This window comes from Halomonas sp. AOP43-D1-4 (genome assembly GCF_052446175.1).
In the GTDB taxonomy this organism is placed as follows: Bacteria; Pseudomonadota; Gammaproteobacteria; order Pseudomonadales; family Halomonadaceae; genus Vreelandella; species Vreelandella citrativorans.
In genome coordinates this window covers 14,849-31,622 of the sequence record NZ_JBQSVY010000014.1, presented here as the reverse complement: position 1 = coordinate 31,622, position 16,774 = coordinate 14,849, and the positions used below count along the sequence as shown (strand labels likewise).

At 52.6% G+C, this 16,774-nt stretch carries 20 protein-coding genes and 1 pseudogene; 5 read left to right on the top strand and 16 right to left on the bottom strand.

Annotation, left to right across the window (positions count from 1 at the left end; genetic code table 11):
- Positions 1-4: 4 nt before the first annotated feature.
- The 5 genes and pseudogenes from ACT3RQ_RS14765 to ACT3RQ_RS14745 all read right to left on the bottom strand — a co-directional run bounded on the left by ACT3RQ_RS14765 (position 5) and on the right by ACT3RQ_RS14745 (position 7,036).
- Positions 5-1,434 (bottom strand): annotated as a pseudogene (locus ACT3RQ_RS14765) (IS1182 family transposase).
- A gap of 533 nt (positions 1,435-1,967) precedes the next feature.
- Complete coding sequence (locus ACT3RQ_RS14760; protein WP_444680779.1) at positions 1,968-4,529, bottom strand: AAA family ATPase; 2,562 nt, start codon at positions 4,527-4,529, stop codon at positions 1,968-1,970.
- A gap of 236 nt (positions 4,530-4,765) precedes the next feature.
- Positions 4,766-5,077, bottom strand: coding sequence for a DUF427 domain-containing protein (locus ACT3RQ_RS14755; protein WP_444680778.1), 312 nt, complete (start codon positions 5,075-5,077; stop codon positions 4,766-4,768).
- Between the two features lie 139 nt (positions 5,078-5,216).
- Positions 5,217-5,825 (bottom strand): glutathione S-transferase family protein, encoded by a 609-nt coding sequence (locus tag ACT3RQ_RS14750; RefSeq protein ID WP_444680777.1) that lies wholly within the window; start codon positions 5,823-5,825, stop codon positions 5,217-5,219.
- 2 nt (positions 5,826-5,827) lie between these two features.
- Entirely contained in the window at positions 5,828-7,036 is a 1,209-nt protein-coding gene (locus ACT3RQ_RS14745) for a YbfB/YjiJ family MFS transporter (protein ID WP_444680776.1), read from the bottom strand.
- Between the two features lie 153 nt (positions 7,037-7,189).
- On the opposite strand from ACT3RQ_RS14745, the gene ACT3RQ_RS14740 reads away from it, so the two are divergent.
- A complete protein-coding gene (locus ACT3RQ_RS14740; protein ID WP_444680775.1) occupies positions 7,190-8,083 on the top strand; it encodes a LysR substrate-binding domain-containing protein in 894 nt (297 codons plus the stop codon).
- Between the two features lie 27 nt (positions 8,084-8,110).
- Here ACT3RQ_RS14740 and ACT3RQ_RS14735 read toward each other — a convergent pair whose 3' ends face one another.
- Positions 8,111-8,446, bottom strand: a complete 336-nt coding sequence (locus ACT3RQ_RS14735; protein WP_444680774.1) for a zinc ribbon domain-containing protein YjdM — start codon at positions 8,444-8,446, stop codon at positions 8,111-8,113.
- A 99-nt stretch (positions 8,447-8,545) separates the two neighbouring features.
- On the opposite strand from ACT3RQ_RS14735, the gene ACT3RQ_RS14730 reads away from it, so the two are divergent.
- Positions 8,546-8,935, top strand: a complete 390-nt coding sequence (locus tag ACT3RQ_RS14730; RefSeq protein ID WP_444680773.1) for an ester cyclase — start codon at positions 8,546-8,548, stop codon at positions 8,933-8,935.
- On the opposite strand, the gene ACT3RQ_RS14725 is transcribed toward ACT3RQ_RS14730, so the two are convergent.
- From ACT3RQ_RS14725 to ACT3RQ_RS14715, 3 genes are all read right to left on the bottom strand, one after another.
- Positions 8,932-9,132: a hypothetical protein gene (locus ACT3RQ_RS14725; protein ID WP_444680772.1), complete on the bottom strand. Its 201-nt coding sequence runs from the start codon at positions 9,130-9,132 to the stop codon at positions 8,932-8,934. The genes ACT3RQ_RS14730 and ACT3RQ_RS14725 overlap by 4 nt on opposite strands.
- Positions 9,133-9,164: 32 nt before the next feature.
- Entirely contained in the window at positions 9,165-9,677 is a 513-nt protein-coding gene (locus ACT3RQ_RS14720) for a GNAT family N-acetyltransferase (RefSeq protein ID WP_444680771.1), read from the bottom strand.
- 75 nt (positions 9,678-9,752) lie between these two features.
- Positions 9,753-10,328 carry a pyridoxamine 5'-phosphate oxidase family protein gene (locus ACT3RQ_RS14715; protein ID WP_444680770.1) on the bottom strand — a complete coding sequence of 192 codons (576 nt, stop codon included), beginning with the start codon at positions 10,326-10,328 and terminating at the stop codon, positions 9,753-9,755.
- A gap of 223 nt (positions 10,329-10,551) precedes the next feature.
- Here ACT3RQ_RS14715 and ACT3RQ_RS14710 point away from each other — a divergent pair, with 223 nt between their 5' ends.
- Positions 10,552-11,034 carry a GlcG/HbpS family heme-binding protein gene (locus ACT3RQ_RS14710; protein WP_087111822.1) on the top strand — a complete coding sequence of 161 codons (483 nt, stop codon included), beginning with the start codon at positions 10,552-10,554 and terminating at the stop codon, positions 11,032-11,034.
- Positions 11,035-11,262: 228 nt separating this feature from the next.
- Here the strand turns inward: ACT3RQ_RS14710 and ACT3RQ_RS14705 are convergent, their stop codons facing one another.
- The 4 genes from ACT3RQ_RS14705 to ACT3RQ_RS14690 form a co-directional block, all read right to left on the bottom strand.
- Entirely contained in the window at positions 11,263-11,664 is a 402-nt protein-coding gene (locus ACT3RQ_RS14705) for a nuclear transport factor 2 family protein (protein ID WP_087111820.1), read from the bottom strand.
- 127 nt (positions 11,665-11,791) lie between these two features.
- Positions 11,792-12,487: a class I SAM-dependent methyltransferase gene (locus ACT3RQ_RS14700; protein WP_444680769.1), complete on the bottom strand. Its 696-nt coding sequence runs from the start codon at positions 12,485-12,487 to the stop codon at positions 11,792-11,794.
- Between the two features lie 161 nt (positions 12,488-12,648).
- Positions 12,649-13,080, bottom strand: coding sequence for a GNAT family N-acetyltransferase (locus ACT3RQ_RS14695; protein WP_444680768.1), 432 nt, complete (start codon positions 13,078-13,080; stop codon positions 12,649-12,651).
- A gap of 29 nt (positions 13,081-13,109) precedes the next feature.
- Positions 13,110-13,874, bottom strand: coding sequence for an ArsR/SmtB family transcription factor (locus ACT3RQ_RS14690; protein ID WP_444680767.1), 765 nt, complete (start codon positions 13,872-13,874; stop codon positions 13,110-13,112).
- A 71-nt stretch (positions 13,875-13,945) separates the two neighbouring features.
- Between ACT3RQ_RS14690 and ACT3RQ_RS14685 the strand changes: the two genes are divergently transcribed.
- Positions 13,946-14,293, top strand: coding sequence for an NIPSNAP family protein (locus ACT3RQ_RS14685; protein ID WP_444680766.1), 348 nt, complete (start codon positions 13,946-13,948; stop codon positions 14,291-14,293).
- Complete coding sequence (locus ACT3RQ_RS14680; protein WP_444680765.1) at positions 14,290-14,637, top strand: antibiotic biosynthesis monooxygenase family protein; 348 nt, start codon at positions 14,290-14,292, stop codon at positions 14,635-14,637. Before ACT3RQ_RS14685 ends, ACT3RQ_RS14680 begins: the two co-directional genes overlap by 4 nt.
- Here ACT3RQ_RS14680 and ACT3RQ_RS14675 read toward each other — a convergent pair.
- The 3 genes from ACT3RQ_RS14675 to ACT3RQ_RS14665 form a co-directional block, all read right to left on the bottom strand.
- Complete coding sequence (locus ACT3RQ_RS14675) at positions 14,567-15,025, bottom strand: NUDIX domain-containing protein (RefSeq protein ID WP_444680764.1); 459 nt, start codon at positions 15,023-15,025, stop codon at positions 14,567-14,569. The genes ACT3RQ_RS14680 and ACT3RQ_RS14675 overlap by 71 nt on opposite strands.
- 226 nt (positions 15,026-15,251) lie before the next feature.
- Complete coding sequence (locus ACT3RQ_RS14670; protein WP_444680763.1) at positions 15,252-15,572, bottom strand: hypothetical protein; 321 nt, start codon at positions 15,570-15,572, stop codon at positions 15,252-15,254.
- A 181-nt stretch (positions 15,573-15,753) separates the two neighbouring features.
- On the bottom strand, positions 15,754-16,716 hold the full coding sequence (locus ACT3RQ_RS14665; RefSeq protein WP_444680762.1) for a LysR family transcriptional regulator: 963 nt from the start codon (positions 16,714-16,716) through the stop codon (positions 15,754-15,756).
- Positions 16,717-16,774 lie beyond the last annotated feature (58 nt).

The following is a 16,774-nucleotide window of genomic DNA, read 5'->3' as shown; positions in this document are numbered from 1 at the left end:
GCCCTTACCCACGCATTGCCTGGATTAACCCCTGGGTGCCAAAGATATTCATTACGCGTTTCATGTTATAAGCAAGTACATGGAGGCTCATTTCCGTGCTGACGTTCTTAAGTCCCTTAGTCAGGAAGTGCGTCGCTCCCATCCACGCTTTCAACGTGCCAAAGGGGTGCTCGACCGTCTTACGACGGATGCGCATCATATCCGGCGCCTGATCCAGTCTAAATTTTACCGCCTCCAGTACCTCTTCGTGTTCCCACCGTTTGATACGCCGATAGATACCTGTGGTGCATTGCGGCTTCATTGAGCAATTCGAGCAAGCCGAACTCCAATAGCAATTAAGCGTCTGGCCTTTTTCAACGTTCTTGAAGCGCCAAATCAGGCGCTCCCTTGCTGGGCAGCGATATTCATTACGCTCAGGCACGTAGTGGAACGCTTCTCTGGGAAACATACCTTTAGCCTGGCTAGGCGAGGTTTTGGGCTTAGGAAGATACGTCGTAATACCGGCCTTGTGACACGCAAGTATCTCCTCACCAGTAAAGTAACCGCGATCAGCTACGACGTGGAGATCACTGACAGCACTAGCAGCGCGTGCTTGTTGGGCCATCCGGTAAAGCTGACGCCGGTCACTGCCGACATTGGTTACCTCATGGGCAACAATCAAATGATGCTGGCTATCGACAGCCGTCTGCACGTTGTAGCCTACAATTCCCGTTCCTCGCGCAGTCATGGAGCGAGCGTCAGGGTCTGTCAATGAGATTTGCTGATCAGGGGACTCAGTTCTTTGAATTTCAATGGATTGTAATTGCTGAACTCTTCTGTTAGGGAGGCGATCTTTTCCTTCAAACCAGTCGTGCGCATTTCTGTGATAGCGGCGGCGCCTTGATCCATTGCGTCGAGCTGGCGTAAGTAACGCTCAATACTTTTATCGATTTCTTCTGCCCGCCGCTTCATTTTAGCCAAGGTGAAGTTACGGTCTCGATTGTTGACTGCCTTAAATTTGCTGCCATCAATCGCCATTACCGAATGTGAAAAAAGCCCTAGACGTCGGCATATCATGACAAAGTCGCGGCAAGTAGCTTGAATCGCTTTGCCGTTGTTTTTGCGGAAATCTGCGATCGTTTTGAAATCCGGCGCTAGGCGTTCCGTTAGCCACATGAGTTCAACATTACGTTGTGCCTCACGTTCCAGACGGCGGCTAGATTGGATGCGATTGAGGTAGCCGTAGAGATAGATTTTTAAAAGAACGGCGGGGTGGTAGGCGGGCCGACCCGTCGCATGAGGGTCAACGCCATTAAAGCCCAGCTGTTTGAGATCAAGGGCATCAACAAAAGCTTCAATGGCTCGAACCGGATTATCTTCAGAGACAAAATCATCCAGAAGCTCAGGAAACAAGGTAGCTTGGGATCGGGGTTCACCTGCGACGAACCGTTTCATCGTTACCTCCACACTCTGTCATGGGATAAGTATAGCGACAGCTACGTTTTCACACAGCCTCGGCCAAGGGCTGCCTTTTAGGAGTCTCTGATATAACGCCGCGCTTTGCGGTAATTTTGGAGGAACGAAGTGCTGGAAAAATTATCCGACAACTGCGCCTTGTTAGGCTATTCACCAACTTTTTCTTTGGAAGCAACATGAACAAGGTAGTTCGCTAAATTGCTTGAGTTAAGACAAGCCTCTTGGACTTTAGCCATGTCGAGTTCGTATCCTTTAGGTATATTGTTACTTTTTAGCCAAGCGCATGACTCTTTTACATTGAGTAAATCGCAATTATATATGTGCGCCTCTATTACTTGTGGTTCCATGCAGTTGTCATTAAAGTATGGAATTAGAATATATAAACTCACCAAAAGTGCAGCCACAGTAATATTGTAGTAATTTTATTCATTGCTTACCTTTCGATGAGAGCCTAGCGCTGAGCACACGGACGCCACCTAGTTGCATCCGTGTGCTGCGTCTTGTTCGATGTTTTACGCGGTGCGCTTCGCGTATTCCTCGCGCCATTTTTTTAGTGAAGTCATGTCGGCCAGAAGATCGTCTGGCTTCGGCAGCTCCACTGGTGACTCTGTTGGCTGCGAGTGTTCAAACCCGGAGTATTTTGTCATGAGTGAATCGAGGAGATCGCAATCCACATCCTTCAGCTTGGCCAGCTCCTTGAGCTTCAACGTGTGCACCGGTCGTTGGAATCTTTGCACCACCCCGCACAGAAGATCATTTTCAATAGAACGCTCCACCAATGTTCTGAAGTCGCTGCATATCGATTTCAACAGAATTTCGGCATGTTCGAACGCTCCATCCTCACTTGCCCTCTTTGCGTTATGATACCGCTGATTCATGAGTGTATTAAGGGCGGATTTGATGTCACTCTGTGAAAGCGGAATGGGAGCTGGCTCTCCGGTCCCCCAATCAGCAGAGCGGATGCTCACCACATCTGGCTTGATGGCCTTTTTCTCGGCAAAATGCTTGACTGTTCCCAGCAATGACAGGCGATGAGTAAAGACTATGACCTGTTTATCCTGTGACAACTCGATCAGCCTTTTAACGACGGCCTCTTCATAGCTTTGATCAAGCGAGGATATTGGATCGTCAAAGATAAACGGAGCTTGGCTGCTCTTTCCGGTGACGTCAGCTAAGAATGCCGCAATGGAAACGATTCGGTTCTCGCCCTCGCTCAATACATCGGCAAGGTTATTATGAGAGGTTTCCTTAAGCTTGATTCTATGGAGAGCTTTCCCTTTTGGCGTCCTCGTTTTAACCAGCTCAACCTTCAACTGTGATGCACCAAGTGTTTTCAGTTCGTTATTGAATCGATTCACGAATGCATCCGTGATCAAAGTTTCAGCCAGCTCCCCTTTTTTCTTGGACAAAGCCATTGTGTGGGTCGATTTCTTTGCTTTCTGAATCTGGCTAAGCAGCTTCAATCGTATAACTTCTTCGTCAATGGCCGCACGGTGCTCAGACAACCATTTTCTCGCCTGTAGGCTGTTTAGCTTTTGCTTGATCTCCTCTCGATTGTCGCTTTTGGCGTCTTCGTCATATTTTTCCGCGAGTTCACCAAGGCTTTTCGACTGGGCATTGGCTTCTTCGATCCATTTCGGTGAGAGAAGAGGATCGGGAATGGCTTCTTCGGAATTGATCTCAGGGAGCAAGTCTTTTCTGGCCTGCAATTGAGCAAAGAAATTCGTGACTCGGCTGGCGACTTCATCCTGTGGAATACCGGCTGCATCGATGCGTGTCTTCAGCGTCTCCGGTGTCGGTAACACCTCAATAGTTTGACTGGCGGTTTCGTATTCTTTGGCCGCATCCGTTGCGGCTTTCTGCATTTCGCCCTTCACGAAATGTTCGAAGGAGATCAGCCGCTCCCTAGCCTCCTGGGTCAAGGTCTGGTGGCAAAGCACACAACGGGAGCCATCAAAAACATTCGGGTACTCGTCTTGTTTGTAGGCAGCCGATACGGAGTAGTTCCGAGCAGCCTCCCAAAGCTCTTTCCATACATCAGTCCCGACACCCTCCAACTCGCTGCCGGAGAACACCTTCTCTGCCGCCGTGTCTGCCGCTGTCTTCTTGAGGGTCGCCTTCTTCTTAGCAGCAATGATCCGTCGGTAATTCTCGTCCGATAGTTGCTGCAAATACTTTTGGGCATCCTGAACCAGAGTGTCGATATGCTGCTTCTGCTTTCTCAGCTGCTTCGCTTTTTCCGACGGCGCCTGTTCTGCAATTCGCTGCTGCAGACTTTGCATCTCTGACTCGTCAACGCTGGCAAATGCGCAATGTTTGTCGATCTCCTGGGAGCTCGTCTTCGCGCTGATGGCTTCGTACCAGATACCTTCAGGGGTTACCTTCTTGTCAGCCGGGATATTCGGCTTTTTAGACGGGTTTCGGTTGACCTCTCCCTCCAGAGCAGATGCGACCTTTTCACATGCGAGGATGAGCGAGCTCAAAAACGATAATACAGGTGGCTCATAGCTGACCTCGTCTTCGCTGCTTACAAAGACCTTGCCAAACGAGGTGTCAAAAATATCAACGCTGGTGAGGTCATTGCAAATACCTTGTCCTGACCACGTATGGTTCTTAGAAATACCGTCCTGCTCAAACGAAATGCAGGCTTTCTGCACAGCAGAACCTGGCTTATAGACATTGGGATGAAGAGTCCCCATCTCCCGGGCTCCGCACACATTCTTGAGGAGCCTGACGTAACCGGATTTGCCTGATCCATTATGCCCATAAACAAGCGAGATATTACCTTTACCAAATTCAAGTGATTTCTTCGGAGCAAGGGCGTTTACTCCTTCGATATCACTTATTGAGCACAAACGCAGAGTACCTGATACGTCTTGGGAGAACGCGCCAGCAGGAATGGAACAAGCCTTCTGGGGCAACTTCCCATCAGCTTCCTGCCGACACAGAGTTGCGAGATCAGAGACGGCTTCATCGGAAAATTCAGACTGCTGAAGTAGGCGAGTAGCCGCAATCTGAAGCCACTTAGGTCGTTCTAAAAACCATTGGGTCAGGGTACTTTCCGTATTATTCATGCTTATATTGCTTCCCTACCTAGTAATATCACTCGCAAAAACAGCACATCGAACAGTTATTAGACTGCCTATCTTATGATTGGATAAACTAGCCAGCAGATTTATCCGACAAACGCAGGCTAAAAAACCACTTTAAGCTATTGATATACAATATTTATAATTTTAATTAGCTTGCATACTAAAGAACTCGTGCGCCTGATAAATTTCCCGAAACTTCCGCTCAGGGCCTAAAGGTATCATTTATTAATTGACTCATAAGATCCTATCCCGCCCGCCATAGTCTCAACCGGCTGCTCATAACTCCATGTAACACCCTGAATCTTACCCAGCGAAAAACATGCTGTATGCCCTTTAAAAGGGCGATAAGTCATGGTTTCTGAAACGCTGAAAAAGTCGTCTACCGGCATGTTTTTGCATGAAAAGTAGTGGCGTGGCAGATAGCCGCGTTCGCGGGGGTCAACCGCCCGTAGAGCCGGCCAGCAGAATGCCGTTGACCTGCCCTTGTATGAGCTGCTTGGTAGGGTGAACCGTTGGCAAGCATTCTGCATCGTGTGTTCCCTGCGGCGTTTTTCGCTCTAATATTCCGAGACTAGCAGTTAACTTAGATTAATCCCATCGCGGCGGGTTAGTTTTTAGTCGGTAGCGTTGGCGTTGCAGTGGCCTTTTCTCCTCGTCGCTGGATCATCGTTAAGATGTGGTAAACGCTGTCGCCTGAAAGCTCGAACGTGTGATCACCCCTTGGTGCCACGAAGCAAGCAGTCGATAGGTTTCCTGCCACGCTACCTCCGGTAATCTGAAAGCGAGGTAATCCAACGCGACAGCAGCGGCAATATCACCGAGGCTAAGAGTCGAGGCCGTTGGCGCTTCGCCAAGCTCTCTGTCCAGTTGGTTCAGTAATCGCTGAATGGCTCGTGAACGCCGTTGGCCCAGCTCGCTATTGTCGACTTCATTTCCATTGTGCTTTCTGGCAATCACCGTCGTAAAAGCTGCCTCCATGAGGTTTTGCCCCAATCCCGCCAAGTGCATCACCTCGCCTAAGTGAGACGGTGGCAACACGGGCTTCTCCGGATAAGCGTTATCCAGGTAAACAGCAATCAGCATCGATTCGCTAAGCGTGGTGCCTTCCTTGGTGACTAGCGCAGGAATACGCCCGGCAGGATTGGCCTTGAGTAGCGCGGGGTCGTCTGCCCAGGGGTCACACCATTTCAACGTAACGGCGTCGCTCAGGCCTTTTTCCAGTAGCACGATACGCACCAGGCGCGCGTAGGGCGATGTAGCGTTTAGGTAGAGTTCCATTATTACCTCCTGTTTTGAGCAGCAAGCGCCGCGTTGCGCTGCTGCAAACCACGACTAAGCAGTACCAGCAAAAAGCCTGCGACGAGCATGAGGCCGCTGATGGCGAACAGCGGCGAGTAAGTGCCCCAAACGCCATAGAGTGCCGACATGGCATAGCCAGCCACTGCCTGGGCAGCAGCAAAAGCGGCGGTGGCTTGCCCCCAGATTTTCTTGTGCGCGGTTGGCCCTACCAACTCAGCAAGGCGGCCCGAGGTGAGTGCGACAATGCCGGGGATCATCGCCCCTACCATAAAAGAGGAAACCGATTGGCTGATCAGTGCTAGCGAGAACACCGGCAACAGGACAGCGGCAGCCTTCGCTACAAAAGCAATCGCCAAACCATAATGCCAACCTGCTCGTTGCGCCAGGGCGCCGACCATGAGCGGCCCGCACACGGCACCTAAACCGAAGATCCCCCACTGAAATGAAGCGGCCTGGTTACCTAGCGCATTTTCCCTGGCGAGATAATCCACCCAGAACACGGTGTGGGGCACAAACCCAACCGCATCCAGGGCATACGCACTAATGACCAGCCACACGACGACCTTTACCCCCGAATACTCCCTGGATTTACTGGCCGTTGCTTTGGCCGTGGCAGGTAACGCCAGCCTAGTGATGCCGTGATCGCATAAAAGCCCCGCCATAATGCAGAGCAGCCCCAACGCGCCCCACGTAAACGCGAGACTTAATTCAAGCAGCAATGGCACGATGAAAGCTGAAAGCAGTGCGCCCAAGCCAATCCCCGTAAACACCATGGCGCCGACACGGGTTCGCCTTTCTGTGGGCGTGGCCGCCAACGCCAGCGAAGGGCCAACCACCATTAAGATGGCGCCCGCAATGCCCGACACCAGGCGCCAGAAGAAGAACCAGGTGAAACCGCCCTCCCCAGCGCAAAGCACAAAGCTTAAAGCGATACCTGCAAAGCTTGCTGCCATTACGTGGCGCGTAGAAAAGCGCTCACTCAGGGAGTGGGCGACAAGCGCGCCGATAAAGTAGCCCAGCAGGTTGGCGGCCCCCAGGTAGGCGCCCTGGCTTGCGGTAAACCAGCCTTCCTGAATAATCGCCGGTAATAGCGGCGTGTAGGCAAAGCGAGCAATGCCGATCCCCGCCAGGGTCGCCATTATGCCGGTCATCAGGGCGGGCAAATCGTGGGAAGTAGATGTTCGGCTCATCAGGTTGTGTCCTTTTTGTGCCGCCTTTCGGGCAAGGTGGGCAGCGCGGTACTTCACAGCCAGACTACGCGCGAGAAACTATTTCTAGAAACGATTTGTTTTGATAGATACTATCTTTTTTTGAGATAACTCTGGCTTGGCAGAAAGGTGAGTATGCAGCTTAAATCATTGCGACTTTTTATGGCGGTGACCGAGACAGGCAGCTTCGTGGCAGCGGCAAAACGCTTGCACACGGTGCAATCCAACGTAACGACTCACATCAAGAAGCTTGAGGAGGAGTTAGGCGTACAGTTGTTTCATCGCGCGGGGCGTGTTCGCCCCACAAGCGCGGGTTTGGCGCTAGTGGAGTACGCTGAGCGCATGTTGACGGCCCATGATGAAGCGGTATCGCTGTTCAAGGGCCAGGAGAAGGCATGTGGGCGGCTACGGATAGGCGCCATGGAAACCACGACGGCATTGCGCCTTCCCCCAATACTAGCGGCGTATCACGCAGCGCAGCCTGATGTTGATATCCAGCTCAAGACCGGGCCAACGGCTGAGCTGGTCGAGTTGCTGCTAAATGGCCAGGTGGACTGTGCCTTCGTGGCTGGGCGGCTTGAGCATAGCCGCTACCACGTGCTTAAAGCGTTCAGCGAGGAGCTTGTTCTGGTGGGCTCAACACCGATGACGACGATGCCCTCTTCACAAGCGCTGCTGGCGTCTGCCTTCATGGCGTTTCGCCAAGGGTGTAGCTACCGCCAGCGTATCGAGCTACTGCTGGCTTCCTATGGCGTCAATGCGGGTCGGATATTCGAGTTTGGCTCGCTGGATGCGATGCTGGGCTGCGTCGCCGCCGGGATGGGCTATACGGTATTACCGTGTGGAACAGTTGACGCTCACCAGCACCGGTTCGGGATTCACACACTGGCGCTGCCCGCTTCTATTGCCCACATCGATACCTATTTTGTCGCCCCCGAACCGGAAACCTGGACGCCTGCCCTGGCAAGCTTTGCTGAAACATTGTGTGACGCGGTGGAAGTGGATGAGCCTCAGCTTACGGCGTCGTGATGTGGATAGAGGAATTCCGGCTCTTATTCAGGCCTTTTTCACAAAATGAGCGGTTACCATCATGTCGCCTGCGCCATCGACCTTGCAGTCCAGTTGGTGATCCTTGCTATCCACGAGCCGCTTGATAACGGCTTTGGTGCCTACCTTGAGCACCAGTGAGCTGCCTTTGACCTTGAGGTCTTTGATCATCGTTACCTTGTCGCCTTCCGCTAACAGTGTGCCGTGGGCATCTTTTACCGCCACGGTGTCTTCCGCCTCAGTCTCAGAAGGGCTCCATTCGTGGGCGCACTCGGGGCAGATGAACAGGCTTTGATCCTGATAGACGAATTCAGATTGGCAATGGGGGCAAGGTGGGCACGACATGAATGATGACTTCTGTGGCTTGGTTTAGGCTACTTATGATACTGAGCCTGTGTACCCTTGGCGAATACCTTCACGCCAGCCCAGGAAAGGAGAACCAGGATGAACAAACGTGACTTGGAAGCGGCGTACCGTGATTACATCACCTGCCTCAATCATCAGGACTGGACGAGCCTTGGCCAGTTCGTGCATGACGACGCCCACCACAACGGCAGGCGCCTAGGGCTTGATGGTTATCGCGCCATGCTGGAAGCCGATTATGAGCAGATACCCGATCTTCACTTCAATATTGAGCTTTTGGCCGCTGATTCACCCCATGTTGCGTGCAGGCTGCGATTCGATGTAACCCCGAAAGGTAGCTTCCTCGGCCTTGCAGTGGACGGCAAAAAGGTGACTTTTTGCGAGAACGCGTTCTACCTCTTCCGTGATAATAAGATTCAGGAAGTCTGGTCGGTGATCGACAAGACCGCGATAGAAGCTCAGCTGGATTAAGGCTCCAAATGCCATCCTTGTTCGGCAGCCTGCAGGTTGTCTGTCAGGGCAAGGGTTTCCAGAAACGCATCATCATGGGATACCAGCGCTTGTGCCGATGGCAGGCCGAGCCGGTAATCCACGGCCACCACAATCATATCCTGCTCAAACGCTAGCGGGCGCGCATCAAACACCGAGAGATCGCCAGTGCCAAACACGTAAGAGCTGCCATCATACCCTTTGTGAACATTTATTGACGCGCCACAAATGATTGATAGGTAACGCCATCAAGCTCCTTCATGCCCTCATCCAACATGCCAATTTTAATAGCGACTTGGATGGACCCCACGTTGTCAGCATCGATATCAGCAACAACACGGCGAAGTGCGAGTGTTTCAAGCGCATGCTTTAGCACCGGCGTGGCCGCCTCGGTTGCAAAGCCTTTTCCCCACGCTTTTCGATTGAACCGCCAACCGATTTCAACTTCAGGCCCGACGCCATCGTAGGGAATTAAAAGAATCCAGCCGAGAAATTGATCAGGACGCTCGCGTAAGAACACGGACCAGTAGCCGAGCCCCTCGCCAAAGTTAGTATCGATCCGCTCACGCACGAAGGCCTCGTGCCGTTTAGGGTTAGACCATGGGCCTTTAACGAACTTCGTCACCTCAGGGTCGCGATCCATTTCCAAACAGGCTGAAAGGTCTGCGTGCGTCCGCGGTCGCACTTTAAGACGAGCGGTATCAAAGGTGGGTAAGATCGTCATTTTCGCTCCGATTGGATTCATTCTTCGGTACCCGAGGGTACCAACCCCGCATTAAAAGCAGCAGATGCGCGGCCATCACGGCACCAGCCACTGCCCCGCCCAACCATCACCACACGAGAATACGGCGCGGCGATGGTGATGGTGATGGCCCAAGTGCAGAGCTTCTATCGCTTGAACGTCCATCCACAACACTGCGAAAGCGCTTTCATCCGGCGTTTTGGTGTAATCCAGTGAAGCAACAATCGGTTCCCCCGGCGCGGGACCGCTGCTATAGGCGCTGCGGGCGTGTTCCGGCAGGCTTTGCCACTGCTCGCTTACGGCTTCGCTGGTCAGAATGCTGACGCTGGCTTCTATGCGTATTTGGAGCTGCTCAGCAGCATCCCATACGTGCAGCGCGGCCATAGGGTTAGCGCGAAGAGCGCTGATTTTTCCTGAGTGAATATCGGTGTAAACAGCAAGCGTTGCCGCCTGCTTATCGGCGCTGCGGAGCACTACCGTACGGGCTTGCGGCATGCCGCTTTCGCTAACGGTGGCCAGGGTGAGATAACGCGCCGGTGCGTGGCGGTCACTGACACCTTGGGTCAGGCGCGCCCAAAGGTGGTCATGCAGTAGCGGTAGCTCTTCAGCCCAAGAGAGGGGGTTCAACGCCATGGGGCACCTTTAAAAGTAATGGCTGAAAAGGCAGCGTCACTGAATAGCTGCTGGGCTTATAGCATGCGACGAAAACCCTCAGCGTCAGCACGCCCGCTGACACGTTCGGCCTGTATAGGCGCTCTTGAGAGCACTACAAAGTAATTTAAACTTTGAATATTTATTAAACATTGCTATAGGTTAAGAGCATCAATATGAATATTAATTTTACCGAGGACGTAAAATGATTCGTAATCTTACTTTGGCTGCCGTGTTGATGGCTCCTGTTTCCGTTATGGCGCAAGATCTTCCAACAGCGCCTTATTTGCCGCTCGACATGAGCCTCGCTGCTGCGCAGACTGCGTTGGATGCCTGCTCTGCCGAAGGCCACAATGTCAGCGTTGCTATCGCTGCTCGTAGCGGTGAAACGAAAGTGCTGTTACGCGCCGACAATGCTGGGCCGCATACCATCAACAGTAGCATAGGCAAGGCCTTCACTTCGGCCAGCATGGGGCGTGACACGGCTGGCCTGGCCGGATTTATCGGTGGCAATCCGGGGAATGATGGGATGCACAACATGGATGCCCGGATGGTGGTTCAGGCAGGTGGTCTGCCGATACGAATCAATGGTGAGTTGGTCGGCGGTATTGGTGTAGGTGGTGCACCATCGGGCGATATCGACGCGTCTTGCGCCCGTGCCGGGCTCGATGAAATCGGTGCCGAGTAATTTGTTTGTGTAATTCGGTGGGATCAACCCTACTTTCACCGTCTCGCTTTCACGCATAATCCCCGCCAAGGCGGTAGTGCCAGTCTGGTAAGCCTGACTGGCATTTTTCTTTCCGGATATTTTTGTAGTCATGCACTAACACCCCGTAGGCATGACCTTACTTGTCTATCTGATAATTAAATGAGCAGTTGCTTCAAAAACCATGCCCAGCTCCGCACACGCTGCTGATTAAGACTGCCGGTTAAGCTCAGGCGTTAATATCCACTCTGCACTGTCGTTCCATACATCCATACGTGTAATTTTACCCTCACGCACTTCATACCGGTCCAAATAGCGATTGCCTGCAAAAGGACGTCCATCTGGCCATTCTCCGTATAACGTACCGTTGGAGTAGACAACGATGTGATCCTCGTGAACCGTCCAATCAAACTGCCCTAGCGCTTTTTTAACCCATGCATAACGTCCAGCATTAAAGTGGGTAATGGCGTGCGGGGTTTCCATGGCGCGGCCACCGGTGAAGATGATAACGACATCGGGGGCCATATAGGTGGCCGCAAGCTCTGGGTCAGGTGCCATAGAGGCTTCCAGGAAGTTGCTGACAATGTTCACGGCGTTCTGTGCATCAGACATAAATGTGTTCCTGTAGACGTTGAAGTTCGTTGTAAAAAGTTGCGTCTATATAGTGCGACACCTTCTATAAAAAGCATATTTCAGTGCAGTACTGAAAATATTTTTGTTATTAGCGGGCTGAACGCGCCTATTCCCGCTTCGTAAACCAGGCGTGAATTAACCCAGCCTGAAAGAATGGCACTGGGCGTGTAAAACCGCCTGACTGAATAATCGAGGCAACGGTGTCAGGTGGGAGAATCGCTACGTCTTTTTCATAGGCAGCTTTGACTTTGCCGATGGCTTCCGCTGGAACGCCGCTTCCTGACATAACCGTCATCCACACTTTCAGAATGGCGTCAAAGCCCCCTGACTCTTTATCAAACGCCAGGTCAGCATTTGCCAAAACGCCGCCAGGCTTGAGCCTGTTAGCAATCTGCTGAAAGAATGCTGCGCGGGCGGCTTTATCCACCATAAACTGGGAGACTAAAAAGCAGGTAGTGCCATCATGGGTAGTGTCATCGGGAAGTGACTCTACGTACCCTTCATGGAAGGTGCAGCGCAATGCGATATCCTCTTTATTGGCAGCTTCGCGGCACGCATCTAACATAGCGCCCGAGGGGTCTACAGCAGTGAAGCGCCAGCCGGGAAACTTCTTGGCTAGATAGATCAGCTCTCTGCCTGTTCCCACGCCTACGCAAAGGATGCTGGCATTCTCAGGCAAGTCTGCAAAAACGGACTCCAGCAGGAAATAGAGCCCGTTGGTAATGGGTGATAGTTTTGCCCACTGCTGATCATAGTTTGATGCTTGTTGATCAAATAAAGCTTTTAATTCGTCATTGTTCACGGTGCATCCTTTATCGTGATGACTTGGAACATCAAGCTTATGCCATCCGTATGATGTTTGCGCTCATTGTTCTTGTGGCTTAGCGACGATAGCGCGCCATCTCTGAATGGTTGCAGCAAACTTGGCTCCACATACTCGGCCAAGCCAAGGCACTCAGAGCTCTAGGCATTCGGCCCGCCGCCGTTAATAAACGAGTAGAGCGCAATATCAGTACGAAACTCCCAGCCCAGGTTGCTCCAGAAGCGTTTACCGGCTTCGTTTTCAACCAGAATCATCAAGTGGGATTTTTGGATGCCTTCATTTTTAAGCGCTTCCAGGCAGAGCGCCACCAGCTGTGAGCCGACGCCTATGTTGCGGTGTGAAGCCGCGACCGCTAGGTGTTGAATAAAGCCCCGGTGGCTATCATGGCCACTCATAATCGTACCCACTACGCTTCCCTCTGCTTCTGCCACAAAGCTTAAACCGGGGTTGCGCTGCAAATAGCGGGCAACGCCTTCGCGGGAATCCGCATCGCGCAGCCGCACGCCTTCCGTGCTCAGCCATAGCGCTACGGCGGCGTCGTAATCTTCAATCGTCATGGGGCGATAGTGCATTAGGCGAGGCCTCAAAAAGTACAGTTGGACTATGTATGTTGTATCGTTTGAATGTTTTCGATGTCCACAGGCCGCTGAGAGGTAAATGTCTGGCCGGAAACCGTTAGCGTACTTTGAGGTGTGAGCATTGCCCACAGCGCTTTCTCGCCTAAAGCGCTGAACGCAATCACGCGGGAATCCTTCTCTTGCTTCGCCCACCCCAGTTCCTGAATACGGTTAAGCAGCGCACTGCCAAGCGCGCCTGCCAGGTGATGCCTGCGCTCGCTCCAGTCGAGGCATGTTCTACACAATGGGCGTTTTGAAGACGCCAGTGCATCGGTATCAATACCCAATCGAAGAAACCATGCTCGACCATGCGCAGTGAGGTCCAGCCCTCCTGAGTGCTGCTGAAAGATGCCATTTTGAAGCATCTGCTCATACACACATACGCCTAATTCCCCGGCCAAGTGGTCGTAACAGATACGCGCCTTACGAAGTGCAGGATCGCGGGGGCCGGTAAAGCGGGAACCGTCTTCGTTTTTAAATGCGAGACCCATCAGCGATTCAAGCAGGCTAGCCACTTCTGGCCCGGCCAGCATGAAATAGCGATGGCGGCCCTGCTTTTCGACCGTAATCAGCGCAGCCTCCAGCAGCTTGCCAAGATGAAAACTGATGGTCTGCTTGGTTACCCCAGCCGTATCTGCCAGTTCAGTAGCAGTGTACGCACGGCCTGACATCAGGGCAGAGAGAACCTCTGCTCTGGCGTTATCTCCGATAAGCGCTGCGACGCGCACGATGTTGGGGCCTTCACTCATGATTCGATTCTAGTCGAACCATTAGAGGCCGACAACGCGGTATTGTCCTTTCAAATCAGAGGAGATCCCCCATGACGATTACCTGTGTGATTCGCTACGAGATTGATCCCTTTCAACGTAGCGCCTTCAAGGAGTACGCCGAAAACTGGGGCCAGATTATTCCCCGCTGCGGCGGCCACCTCATCGGCTATTTTCTTCCCCATGAAGGATCGAATAACGTGGCCTGGGGCCTTGTGGCTTTCGATAGCCTGGCCGCCTATGAAGCCTACCGTTTACGGCTACATTCTGACGAAGGCGGGCAAGCGAACTTTGTCATGGCGCAGGCGCAACGCTTTATCCTCAAGGAGGAACGCAGCTTCGTTGAAGCAGTAGATGGCACGCTGGGTATTGCACCGATAGATGCATGGAGTGCTTTATGATTGCCGTGATATTCGAAGTGCTACCCCATAAGGACCGCAAAAATGACTACCTGGACGCCGCCAGTACGCTGGCCCCGCATTTAAAAGATATCGACGGTTTTATTTCGATTGAGCGCTTTGAGAGCCTTACCCACCCAGGCAAAATCCTGTCGCTCTCCTTCTGGCGGGACGAAGAAGCCGTCAAGCAGTGGCGGACGTTCGAACCTCACCGCTCCATTCAGAAAGCAGGCCGACAGGAAATCTTTGCCAACTATCGGCTTCGTGTTGCGGCCATCATCCGAGATTACGGTTTGAATGACCGGCATGAAGCACCGGAGGACTCGCTTGCGGTACACCATCGCTAATTAGGCTGCCCTGCATGGCGCACCATGCATTAATCGACTGGGCATACCCTGCAGGTAAGTTATGGGGCAAGTTATCAACCGGAAAGGCATCAATTCGAGAGTGTTCGTGGCTCACCGTCGGGTTGAACTCGCCCACAAGACAGCAGCCGTAGGTGACGATGAATACATGCTTTTGGGGAATGACTTCAAACAGGTAACTATCGATAATTTCTTGACCAACGACTTTCACAGCGAGCTCTTCCTCGAACTCCCGCTCCAGGCACTCTGACGATACTTCGCCTATCTCGATACGCCCGCCAGGCAGCTCCCACTCATCGCGGTCATTAAGCCCCAGTACGACCTTGTTGGCGGGCAGGAGCAATACCCCTTTTATAGATACCGGATACATGGTTTCCCTTATCTTTCACAAGTGAATAGCCAAGAACATACGTCGCTACGCGTCTCAATGCGTTTACAAAGTGCTATTCAAATAGGATATGCCAATCCGCCTACATACGGTGTGCCAGAATTGAAGGCGGACCGTTACATCGCCTGTGCCGGTCCGCTTTGAAAGGCTGGATCGTAACGAAAGTGCTTAGACGGATGCCCTCTCGTCTTGTCACGTTGAAGCGTTACTACATCCCCAAACCAATGCCCAACCGCAGCGCTTGCAGGCCATCAAACTGAACGCTTACCTCATCAGAAAACACGGGGTGGCCTTCTACGGTTAGGTCCAGCTCCGCTTGGGCGCCGCGATAAGTAATGCTTACCGTAAGATTTGCGGAGCTGCTAACGGGCGCCAGCACACCGTACTCAACGTTATCGACGCTGACCGCTGAAAGGCCACGGTTATCCAGCTGTTGCTGGACTGCCTGTTTAACGGCATGGCCGTAATAGAAGTACACCCAAGTATAGCCCAGCGCCAGCACTACTATCAGTGTAAGGAGTTTTCGCATTATGGCCTCGTGATTAAAGAATTGGGTAGTTGCCACCATGGCAATGCCATCATCTTCCATCCGCATGGTGTGATAGCTCGTGTACTCGGGGATTATCAAACGACCTGATATAAGAAGTAGAAACAATTAGGCAAATGCTTATCCCAACAGGTACAACCATAGATTCAGGCAGCCCCATAGTTTATAGATTATCCAGCGACACCGTCACCGCTTTATCCTTTTCACCTCGGCGCTCTTCCACAAGTTTGGCAAGCTCATCACCTTCATTAAACACGCTCACCACCCAATCGATAAATACCCGCACGCGGGGGGATAACTGGCGGTTGCTTGGGTACAGAATGGAAACGGGTGATCCTGTGGGTGGATTGGCGGGCAGGACTTCGATCAACTGGCCAGTTCGTAGATCATCTTCTGCGTGGTAACGGGGCACCTGAATGATGCCGAGCCCTAGTCGCGCGGCCGCGTAATAGCTTTCTGCCGCACTCGTGGTCACGTTGGCAGGCAACGTTACATATTCAACTTTTCCGCCATTAGTGAACTCAAGAGGCAGCGTCTGGCCTGCACGGCTGGAGTGAAAGCCCACCATCGTGTGCCCGCCAAGCTCGGCCACTGAATGCAGCATTCCGTACTTGGCCAGGTATCCGGGCGAGGCGACCGTGACTTCATCAAGTGTGGTGATTCGCCGGGAGTGCATATCGCTGTCCTGGGGCATACCGACGCGCAAGGCGCAGTCGATGCCCTCGCCTACTAGATCGACCAGACGATCACCCTCGCTCATATGAAGCTCCAAACCTGGGTAGGTGTTAAGAAACGCGGGTAGCTTCGGCAATATAAAATGGCGGGCTAGCGTGCCGTGAACGTCTATCCGCAGCACGCCTTTGGGCTTGGCATTCACTAGCGCGCCTTCCGCGTCCTCAACCTGGGCCAAAATACTCAAACAGCGGTGATAGTAAGCGTCGCCATCCCGCGTTGGGTGCACCGAGCGCGTGGTACGTTGCAACAGCCTTACGCCAAGGCGTGCCTCCAATGTTTTGATGGCCTCGGTCAGCGTTGAGCGAGAAATACTCAGGTCTTGCGCAGCGTGAGTAAAACTTCGCCTTTCGACGATACGCGTAAACGCGTGCATCGTATCAAGTCGGTCCATTGTTCACGGTTTCCGAATAGTGATGACAGGTTAAGCTTGATTATAGAGCACGCTTTGT